4 protein-coding genes and 2 tRNA genes are annotated in these 7,811 nt (G+C 73.0%); 3 read left to right on the top strand and 3 right to left on the bottom strand.

Annotated features, from left to right (window positions below; translation table 11 throughout):
* Position 1 precedes the first annotated feature (1 nt).
* A tRNA-Gly gene (locus E4P40_RS24590) sits at positions 2–75 on the top strand.
* A gap of 296 nt (positions 76–371) precedes the next feature.
* On the top strand, positions 372–3,017 hold the full coding sequence (locus E4P40_RS28365; RefSeq protein WP_167762365.1) for an adenylate/guanylate cyclase domain-containing protein: 2,646 nt from the start codon (positions 372–374) through the stop codon (positions 3,015–3,017).
* Between the two features lie 38 nt (positions 3,018–3,055).
* Here E4P40_RS28365 and E4P40_RS28680 read toward each other — a convergent pair whose 3' ends face one another.
* Entirely contained in the window at positions 3,056–3,916 is an 861-nt protein-coding gene (locus E4P40_RS28680; RefSeq protein ID WP_209305503.1) for an EAL domain-containing protein, read from the bottom strand.
* On the opposite strand from E4P40_RS28680, the gene E4P40_RS24570 reads away from it, so the two are divergent.
* Positions 3,878–4,756 (top strand): EAL domain-containing protein, encoded by an 879-nt coding sequence (locus E4P40_RS24570; RefSeq protein ID WP_209305502.1) that lies wholly within the window; start codon positions 3,878–3,880, stop codon positions 4,754–4,756. The two genes, E4P40_RS28680 and E4P40_RS24570, sit on opposite strands and share 39 nt — an antisense overlap.
* A gap of 38 nt (positions 4,757–4,794) precedes the next feature.
* Here the strand turns inward: E4P40_RS24570 and E4P40_RS28360 are convergent, their stop codons facing one another.
* Both E4P40_RS28360 and E4P40_RS24555 read right to left on the bottom strand, forming a co-directional pair.
* The gene (locus tag E4P40_RS28360; RefSeq protein WP_167762365.1) at positions 4,795–7,440 is read right to left on the bottom strand and encodes an adenylate/guanylate cyclase domain-containing protein; all 2,646 of its coding nucleotides are present in this window, start codon (positions 7,438–7,440) and stop codon (positions 4,795–4,797) included.
* 296 nt (positions 7,441–7,736) lie between these two features.
* Positions 7,737–7,810: transfer RNA gene (locus tag E4P40_RS24555), tRNA-Gly, on the bottom strand.
* Between the last annotated feature and the right edge of the window lies 1 nt (position 7,811).

Below are 7,811 nucleotides of genomic sequence, written 5' to 3'. Positions count from 1 at the left end.
CGCGGGTGTAGTTCAATGGTAGAACATCAGCTTCCCAAGCTGACAGTGCGAGTTCGATTCTCGTCACCCGCTCCACGGTGGACGCATGTCGCGAGGCCTGTCCATTCTCGCGATCTCCGGTCCGGTCGAGATCCCGACGGGAGTCCGGACACCCCCCGGGTCTCGGGACTGCGACGGCGACGCGCGGTTCCAGCGGTGGCGGTTCTTCCGGTTCCGACGTCAGGCAACCGGCTGCTCCACCGCCCTCTGCCGATGTTCGCGGGTGAATCCCGAGCGACGGAGGGTCTCCCGCTTTCCCGTGTGGTCCTATCCTGCTTGCTCCGCGGTCCGACCGCGGGCCGGCATCGGGCTACCGACGGGCAAGAGGGGCCATGCCTGATCCGACTCCCACGGCCGCATCCCCGCCGACGGCGGGGACGGCGCTCCCTGTCGGCACTGTCACGTTCCTCTTCACGGACATCGAGGGCTCCACTCGTCTGCTGCAGCAGGCGGGCGAGACCTACGGTGCATTGCTGGACGACCACCGCAGGCTGCTGCGCGCTGCCTTCTCGGGGCACGCGGGGCGCGAGGTCGACACGCAGGGCGACTCGTTCTTCGTCGCCTTCAGCTCGCCGGGGCAGGCCGTCGCTGCCGCGGCCGATGCCCAGCAGGCCCTCGCCCGCCACGCCTGGCCTCCGCCGTTCACGGTCCGGGTGCGGATGGGGGTGCACACCGGTGAGGCCGGCGTGGTGAACGGGTCCTACGTCGGGGTCGCCGTGCACCGCGCGGCGCGCATCGCCGCGGCGGGCCACGGCGGGCAGATCCTGCTGTCCGACGCCACGGCGGCACTCGTCCGGGACGAGTTGCCGGCCGGCGCGGCCCTGCACGACGTGGGGGAACACCGACTCAAGGACTTCCCGACCCCCGCACGCTTGTTCCAGCTGGACCTCCCGGGCCTGCCGACGACCTTCCCGCCCCTCCGCGCGTCCACCCCCCGCTTCCACCTTCCGATTCCCCCGGGCGGCACGGTCGGGCGGGAGGGCGAGGTCGCGGCCGTCACGGCGCTCCTCGCGGACCAGGGGACGCGGCTGGTCACCCTGACGGGGCCGGGTGGCATCGGGAAGACCCGCCTGGCGCTGGAGGTGGCGCATGCCGCGGCGAATGACGTGCCCGGTGGCGCGGTCTTCGTGCCCCTCGCCGCGATCACCGATCCGTCGTTGGTCATGGGTGCGATCGCCGACGCCCTTGGCGCTCGACGTGACCCCGGCCAGGACGCCGTCGAGAGCGTGAGCAGCGCCCTGGCCGGCGACCGCACGCTTCTCGTGCTCGACAACCTGGAGCAGGTCGCCGACGCGGCAGGGGACCTCGTCGGGCTGGTCGACCGCGTCCCGGCGGCCGTCGTCCTCGCCACGAGCCGCGTGCCCCTGCGGCTGCGAACCGAACGGCAGTTCCCCGTCGGAGCACTCGCCGTGCCCGATGCGATCCGGCTCTTCACGGAGCGCGCGACGTCGGTCCGCCCGACCTTCTCCGCCGACCGGGACGACCTCGGCGCCGTGGCCGAGATCTGCCGGCGTCTGGACGGGCTCCCCCTCGCGATCGAGTTGGCGGCCGCCCGCGTCCGGGTGCTCCCGCCGCGCGCGCTCCTGGCCCGCCTCGGCGAGCGGCTGGACGTCCTGGGGGGCGGGCCCGTGGACCTGCCGCCACGGCAGCGCACGCTGCGGGCGACGCTGGACTGGAGCCACGACCTGCTCCGTCCGTCCGAGCAGGCCCTGTTCGCCCGGTTGGCCGTCTTCGCCGGTGGATGGAACATCGAGGCCGCAGAGCGCATCTGCCGACGGCAGGAGGAGCCCGACGTCCTCGACACCGTGAGCGCGCTGGTGGACGCCAGCCTGGTGATACCGGACGACGACGCGTTCGAGCCGCGGTTCTCGATGCTCGAGACCGTGCGGGTCTACGCCGGCGAGCGGCTGTTCGCCTCGCCCGACCGCGAGGAGACCCACCGGCGGCACACGACCTGGATGCTGGCCCTCGTGGCGGAGCTCCTGGGAGCCCGCGGCGCCGACTACCGAGTCGCCCGGGACCGCCTCGACCGCGAGCTCCCGAATCTTCGCGCGGCCGTGCAGCGCCTTCTCGACGACGGGGACGTGGCGTCCGTCGCCCTGCTGGTCCGCAACGCCGGCATGTACCTGCGCTACCGGGGTCTCGAGACGGAGGCGAGGACGTGGCTCGACGCGGCGCTCACGATCTCGGAGGGCGCTCCGTCCGCCGTCCGGGGAAGACTGCTCGTCGGCCGGGCCGTCCTTGCGTCGGTCCTCGGCGAACGCGCGTCGGTCCCGGCTCTGCTGAGCGAGGCCGTGGCGCTCCTGCCCGAGGACGAGGACCACGAACTCGACCGGGCACTGGCCGTGATCCCGGGGATACAGATCAGCACCGGACGCGGGCTGCACGAAGGAGCCCGGGCCGTGCACGAGGGACTGACCCGGTTCACGGCCCTGGGCCTGGAGGTCGGCCAGGCGGTCATGCATCTCATCGGCGGTGACCTGGCGCTCGTCATGGGGGACCCCGAACAGGCCGCAGCGCACTACCGGTCGGTCATCGACCTCTCCGACACGCTGGGCGAGGGCGGCATGCTCGGGCGGGCTCTCAGCATGCTCGGCATCAGCCAGCTGGAGCGGGGCGACGTCGAAACCGCACGCCGCTCCCTGCTCGAAGGGGCCCGCGTGAACCGTGGCAGCGGCCGGCCGACGAGCATGGCCTTCTCCCTCGAAGGAATGGCCGCACTCGCCCTGGCCCAGGGCCGGCCGGCGCTCGCCGCCCGCAACCTCGCCGTCGCGGCCGCGGCGCGCGGCTCCCAGGCGCTACCACTCCAGCAGGCCGTCGCCCCGCTGGTCGAGCGACTGACCAGGCGTGCGCAGGTGCTCCTCGGCACCGAGGCATTCGAGCGGGAAGCACGCGAGGCCGAGGGATGGTCCCTTGCCGAGGCACTGGACCGGTCCCTCGAGGATCTCTCGGGGCCGGCGGTCGCACCGGGGGACTGAGCCCCCGACCAGATCGGGCCTCTCGGGTGGGAGCCCGATCAGGAGCCGGAGCGCACCTGGCCCGCGGCGTCGTGGATGGTGCCGACCCGGTCGAGCAGCTCGCTCATCCTCTCCGCGGCCATCGGCCGGGCGTAGTGGAAGCCCTGGGCGATGTCGCAGCCCAGCGCGCGCAGCGCCGTCACGTGCTCGGCACCCTCGACGCCCTCGGCGACCACGGTCAGGCCCAGGTTGTGGCCCAGGTCGATCGCCGTGCGCACCAGGACGGCGTCCGCGGCCGTGGTGGTCATGCCCAGGACGAACGAGCGGTCGATCTTGAGCTCGTCCACCGGCAGGCGACGGAGGTAGGCCATGGAGCTGTAGCCGGTCCCGAAGTCGTCGATCGACAGCTTCACGCCGAGGTCGTGCAGGCGCTGGAGGACCTCCATGCACCGGGCGGCGTCGCCCATGACGGCGCTCTCGGTGACCTCGAGCCGCAGCAGCGCCGCGGGCACGCCGTGCTCGGCGAGCAGGCGCTGCACCAGGTCGGGCAGGCCCGCGTCGAGCAGGCAGCGGGTGGACAGGTTGACCGCCACCGGCACCGCGTGGCCGGCGTCCAGCCAGCAGCGCATCTGGGCCAGCGCCAGGTCGAGCACCCGCTCGGTCAGCCGCAGGATGATGCCGGTGCCCTCGGCGACCGGGATGAACTCACCGGGCGGGATGAGGCCCTCGGTCGGGTGCTGCCAGCGCAGCAGCGCCTCCAGCCCCTCGATCCGCTCGCCGTCCAGGGTGTACTTCGGCTGGTAGTTGAGGAACAGCTCCTCGGTGCCCTCCAGGGCACGGCGCAGGTCGCCGAGGACCGTGATCCGGGACGGCGCCGTGACGTGCTCGGTGGGCTCGAAGACGACCGCGCCGGCCTTCATCTCCTTGGCCACGTACATCGCGATGTCGGCGTTGCGCAGCAGTTCCTCGGCGACCTGCGCCGTGCCCTGGAGGGCACCGAGGAGCTGTTCCTCAACTACCAGCCGAAGTACACCCTGGACGGCGAGCGGATCGAGGGGCTGGAGGCGCTGCTGCGCTGGCAGCACCCGACCGAGGGCCTCATCCCGCCCGGTGAGTTCATCCCGGTCGCCGAGGGCACCGGCATCATCCTGCGGCTGACCGAGCGGGTGCTCGACCTGGCGCTGGCCCAGATGCGCTGCTGGCTGGACGCCGGCCACGCGGTGCCGGTGGCGGTCAACCTGTCCACCCGCTGCCTGCTCGACGCGGGCCTGCCCGACCTGGTGCAGCGCCTGCTCGCCGAGCACGGCGTGCCCGCGGCGCTGCTGCGGCTCGAGGTCACCGAGAGCGCCGTCATGGGCGACGCCGCCCGGTGCATGGAGGTCCTCCAGCGCCTGCACGACCTCGGCGTGAAGCTGTCGATCGACGACTTCGGGACCGGCTACAGCTCCATGGCCTACCTCCGTCGCCTGCCGGTGGACGAGCTCAAGATCGACCGCTCGTTCGTCCTGGGCATGACCACCACGGCCGCGGACGCCGTCCTGGTGCGCACGGCGATCGACCTGGGCCACAACCTGGGCCTGACCGTGGTCGCCGAGGGCGTCGAGGGTGCCGAGCACGTGACGGCGCTGCGCGCGCTGGGCTGCGACATCGCCCAGGGCTTCCACTACGCCCGGCCGATGGCCGCGGAGAGGATGAGCGAGCTGCTCGACCGGGTCGGCACCATCCACGACGCCGCGGGCCAGGTGCGCTCCGGCTCCTGATCGGGCTCCCACCCGAGAGGCCCGATCTGGTCGGGGGCTCAGTCCCCCGGTGCGACCGCCGGCCCCGAGAGATCCTCGAGGGACCGGTCCAGTGCCTCGGCAAGGGACCATCCCTCGGCCTCGCGTGCTTCCCGCTCGAATGCCTCGGTGCCGAGGAGCACCTGCGCACGCCTGGTCAGTCGCTCGACCAGCGGGGCGACGGCCTGCTGGAGTGGTAGCGCCTGGGAGCCGCGCGCCGCGGCCGCGACGGCGAGGTTGCGGGCGGCGAGCGCCGGCCGGCCCTGGGCCAGGGCGAGTGCGGCCATTCCTTCGAGGGAGAAGGCCATGCTCGTCGGCCGGCCGCTGCCACGGTTCACGCGGGCCCCTTCGAGCAGGGAGCGGCGTGCGGTTTCGACGTCGCCCCGCTCCAGCTGGCTGATGCCGAGCATGCTGAGAGCCCGCCCGAGCATGCCGCCCTCGCCCAGCGTGTCGGAGAGGTCGATGACCGACCGGTAGTGCGCTGCGGCCTGTTCGGGGTCCCCCATGACGAGCGCCAGGTCACCGCCGATGAGATGCATGACCGCCTGGCCGACCTCCAGGCCCAGGGCCGTGAACCGGGTCAGTCCCTCGTGCACGGCCCGGGCTCCTTCGTGCAGCCCGCGTCCGGTGCTGATCTGTATCCCCGGGATCACGGCCAGTGCCCGGTCGAGTTCGTGGTCCTCGTCCTCGGGCAGGAGCGCCACGGCCTCGCTCAGCAGAGCCGGGACCGACGCGCGTTCGCCGAGGACCGACGCAAGGACGGCCCGGCCGACGAGCAGTCTTCCCCGGACGGCGGACGGAGCGCCCTCCGAGATCGTGAGCGCCGCGTCGAGCCACGTCCTCGCCTCCGTCTCGAGACCCCGGTAGCGCAGGTACATGCCGGCGTTGCGGACCAGCAGGGCGACGGACGCCACGTCCCCGTCGTCGAGAAGGCGCTGCACGGCCGCGCGAAGATTCGGGAGCTCGCGGTCGAGGCGGTCCCGGGCGACTCGGTAGTCGGCGCCGCGGGCTCCCAGGAGCTCCGCCACGAGGGCCAGCATCCAGGTCGTGTGCCGCCGGTGGGTCTCCTCGCGGTCGGGCGAGGCGAACAGCCGCTCGCCGGCGTAGACCCGCACGGTCTCGAGCATCGAGAACCGCGGCTCGAACGCGTCGTCGTCCGGTATCACCAGGCTGGCGTCCACCAGCGCGCTCACGGTGTCGAGGACGTCGGGCTCCTCCTGCCGTCGGCAGATGCGCTCTGCGGCCTCGATGTTCCATCCACCGGCGAAGACGGCCAACCGGGCGAACAGGGCCTGCTCGGACGGACGGAGCAGGTCGTGGCTCCAGTCCAGCGTCGCCCGCAGCGTGCGCTGCCGTGGCGGCAGGTCCACGGGCCCGCCCCCCAGGACGTCCAGCCGCTCGCCGAGGCGGGCCAGGAGCGCGCGCGGCGGGAGCACCCGGACGCGGGCGGCCGCCAACTCGATCGCGAGGGGGAGCCCGTCCAGACGCCGGCAGATCTCGGCCACGGCGCCGAGGTCGTCCCGGTCGGCGGAGAAGGTCGGGCGGACCGACGTCGCGCGCTCCGTGAAGAGCCGGATCGCATCGGGCACGGCGAGTGCTCCGACGGGGAACTGCCGTTCGGTTCGCAGCCGCAGGGGCACGCGGCTCGTGGCGAGGACGACGGCCGCCGGGACGCGGTCGACCAGCCCGACGAGGTCCCCTGCCGCGTCGGCGACCTGCTCCAGGTTGTCGAGCACGAGAAGCGTGCGGTCGCCGGCCAGGGCGCTGCTCACGCTCTCGACGGCGTCCTGGCCGGGGTCACGTCGAGCGCCAAGGGCGTCGGCGATCGCACCCATGACCAACGACGGATCGGTGATCGCGGCGAGGGGCACGAAGACCGCGCCACCGGGCACGTCATTCGCCGCGGCATGCGCCACCTCCAGCGCCAGGCGGGTCTTCCCGATGCCACCCGGCCCCGTCAGGGTGACCAGCCGCGTCCCCTGGTCCGCGAGGAGCGCCGTGACGGCCGCGACCTCGCCCTCCCGCCCGACCGTGCCGCCCGGGGGAATCGGAAGGTGGAAGCGGGGGGTGGACGCGCGGAGGGGCGGGAAGGTCGTCGGCAGGCCCGGGAGGTCCAGCTGGAACAAGCGTGCGGGGGTCGGGAAGTCCTTGAGTCGGTGTTCCCCCACGTCGTGCAGGGCCGCGCCGGCCGGCAACTCGTCCCGGACGAGTGCCGCCGTGGCGTCGGACAGCAGGATCTGCCCGCCGTGGCCCGCCGCGGCGATGCGCGCCGCGCGGTGCACGGCGACCCCGACGTAGGACCCGTTCACCACGCCGGCCTCACCGGTGTGCACCCCCATCCGCACCCGGACCGTGAACGGCGGAGGCCAGGCGTGGCGGGCGAGGGCCTGCTGGGCATCGGCCGCGGCAGCGACGGCCTGCCCCGGCGAGCTGAAGGCGACGAAGAACGAGTCGCCCTGCGTGTCGACCTCGCGCCCCGCGTGCCCCGAGAAGGCAGCGCGCAGCAGCCTGCGGTGGTCGTCCAGCAATGCACCGTAGGTCTCGCCCGCCTGCTGCAGCAGACGAGTGGAGCCCTCGATGTCCGTGAAGAGGAACGTGACAGTGCCGACAGGGAGCGCCGTCCCCGCCGTCGGCGGGGATGCGGCCGTGGGAGTCGGATCAGGCATGGCCCCTCTTGCCCGTCGGTAGCCCGATGCCGGCCCGCGGTCGGACCGCGGAGCAAGCAGGATAGGACCACACGGGAAAGCGGGAGACCCTCCGTCGCTCGGGATTCACCCGCGAACATCGGCAGAGGGCGGTGGAGCAGCCGGTTGCCTGACGTCGGAACCGGAAGAACCGCCACCGCTGGAACCGCGCGTCGCCGTCGCAGTCCCGAGACCCGGGGGGTGTCCGGACTCCCGTCGGGATCTCGACCGGACCGGAGATCGCGAGAATGGACAGGCCTCGCGACATGCGTCCACCGTGGAGCGGGTGACGAGAATCGAACTCGCACTGTCAGCTTGGGAAGCTGATGTTCTACCATTGAACTACACCCGCG

Source organism: Blastococcus sp. CT_GayMR20, from assembly GCF_004570345.1.
The sequence above is the reverse complement of the archived record's forward strand: the minus strand, read 5'-3'. Positions and strand labels throughout refer to the sequence as shown.